Source organism: Bradyrhizobium sp. LeoB3 (assembly GCF_055456055.1).
Map to the genome: position 1 here is coordinate 1 of NZ_JBVBEF010000255.1, position 2,318 is coordinate 2,318.

The following is a 2,318-nucleotide window of genomic DNA, read 5'->3' on the forward strand; positions in this document are numbered from 1 at the left end:
ATGGCGATGTCGAATGCGGGCATGTCGGCATGAACCGGAATGAGATAGTCGGTGAACGACTTGCCGAGGATGCTGCCGGTCGCAGCATCGGTCACGGTCTGCTCATGCAACGCCATGCCGAGACCGCCGATATACTGGCTCTTCGCCAGCAGCGGATTGAGGATGCGCCCGGCCGCAAAGGCACCGCAGACGCGGCGGACGCGCATCTCGCCGAGCTCGGGATCGACGCCGATCTCGACAAAGATCGCGCCATATCCCATGCCGGTTGCCGCAAGTTTCTGATGATCGGTCGCCGGGCTCTCGCCCTCAGCCTCGAGGCCATCAGTGGCGGCACGTGCGAGGACATCGGTGAGCCTCTCGCTGGCGTTGCCGGAGCGGCTGCGGATCATCCCGTCGGCGAATTCGAGATCCTCCGGCGGCTTGCCGCCGAGCGGCGAGGTGGTGTCGGCCGTTGCGATGCTCGCGAGCGCCGCGCGCAGCTTCGACGTCGCCGCTTCAATGGCGGGAAAGATGCTCGCCGTGACCTGCGATCCGCCGGAGAAAGGGCCGTCCGGCAAGTCGGTGTCCGCCGAGCTCGACGGTGATCTTGTCCATGCTTAAGCCGAGTGCATCGGCTGCGATCTGGCCGAGCGTGGTGTAGGTGCCCGAGCCCATGTCCTGTGTCCCGCACTGGACCAGCAGCGAGCCGTCGGCGCGTAGCGCGACGCGCGCGTGGCAGGCCTGGCGGATTGCCGGATAGAGCGTCGTCGCCATGCCGAAGCCGATTTTCCAGCGGCCGACTTTGGCTGCCGATCGCGCACGGCGCTCGGCCCAGCCGAAACGCTCGGCGCCGACGCGATAGCATTCGCGAAGGCTGTTGCTGCTCCAGGGCCGGCCGTTGCCGCGCGCTGTTCCGCGTGGTCAACCGCTACGTTGGCAACCTCGCGCCGATGCCAGGGGTGTTCCCCGACTACCCAGCGCCAGTTGTTCGTAATGTCGAAGGCGGGCGCGAGCTAACATTGATGCGCTGGGGCATGCCGCCACCGCCGCGCACGGGCGGTCCACCAGTCACGAACATCCGCAACACGTCATCTCCGCACTGGCGAGGCTAGCTGAAGCCGGAAAACCGGTGCCTCGTTCCAGCCAACAGCTTCGCCGAGTACGCGCCCGAGCCGAACCCGGAGGCGAAGAAAAAGGACGTGGTTTGGTTCGCGGTCAATGAGGACCGGCCGCTATTCGCCTTCGCTGGCATCTGGACGACGTTCAACGGTGATCGCGGCACCAAATCCAAGCCGATCGCGGGACCGCATTAGGTCTACGGCTTCCTGACGACAAGCCCGAACGCGGTGGTCGAGCCGATCCATCCGAAGGCCATGCCGGTGATCCTGACCACCGACGAGGAGCGCGACGTCTGGATGCGCGCGCCGCGGGACGAGGCCAAGGCGTTGCAACGACCGCTCCCCGATGATGCGCTCAAGATCGTACTGCGTGGCGAGGACAAGGAAGACCGAGCCGGCGCGGCGGCCTAGTGTCGCCTTTTAAATCTCGCGATCCGGCGGTCGCGTTGCTATAGGTCTATCTTCTGGCCGTCCACCAATCGCACGGCACACTGTTTAGCTTGATCTTCGCTCTCACAGAGCAGGTCTATGCGGTTGATGATGTGGCGGTCTGGTCCAACGACGTAGGCGCAATACTCTTGCATCTCAGGACTCCGAGGCTGGAGGGCTCAGTTGCAATTCGCCAGGGAACGGGAAGTAAAGCGTGATGCGGATATATGGGTTTTGTGTTCCAAATGTGGAGCTAAGGAGCTTTCGCTCGCCGGATAATGAGACCAACTGACCGTTGTTGTGCTATCTCCGCGCATGAAAATGGTCTGGTGCCGCTGCTGAGCCGCGCGAATTCGTTAAAGTAACGAGGTCAGCCGGCTCAATGGACCATGCGATCAATGCGGTGCCGGCAGCCCGCGAGCGTGTTCATGAGCTGCACGGCGATGGCGTGCGCTGGCCTCACCCGGCTCCCTTTTAGGCCCCGGGCTTCTTCTCGGATCGTCGACTACATCCGCCGATGATCCGGGTTGTCCACTTTGAAGCGCATTCGGGGACACATGACGGACATTGCGCTCTGTCCGAAAACGCCATTCGCGCCGCTTATCCGTACTTCGGGTCTTCCCAATAAGCGGACATTGTCAGAGTCCGACGGCATGTCTCAAAGGGGCCAGAACCGGACCTTCGTTGCCGGCTTTCTCGCGATCATAAGCAACGCTAGAGCGTTTCACGTTTTGATGGAAGCATATCCTGCGTTGGCGAAGTAGTTGCTGCATTCGGTAGGCTGGATCGAGG

The 2,318-nt window shown here is 62.7% G+C and carries 1 protein-coding gene and 2 pseudogenes; 1 reads left to right on the forward strand and 2 read right to left on the reverse strand.

Features of this window, described 5'->3' with window-relative positions:
• The coding region (locus ACZXDY_RS45570; RefSeq protein WP_464349970.1) for a molybdopterin cofactor-binding domain-containing protein at positions 1-557 on the reverse strand (557 nt) is incomplete at its 3' end.
• A pseudogene (locus tag ACZXDY_RS45575) lies at positions 496-816 on the reverse strand (molybdopterin cofactor-binding domain-containing protein); the annotation flags it as partial. The gene ACZXDY_RS45570 and the pseudogene ACZXDY_RS45575, both read right to left, overlap by 62 nt.
• Positions 817-842: 26 nt before the next feature.
• On the opposite strand from ACZXDY_RS45575, the pseudogene ACZXDY_RS45580 reads away from it, so the two are divergent.
• Positions 843-1,508: pseudogene (locus ACZXDY_RS45580) on the forward strand (SOS response-associated peptidase).
• Positions 1,509-2,318: the final 810 nt, after the last annotated feature.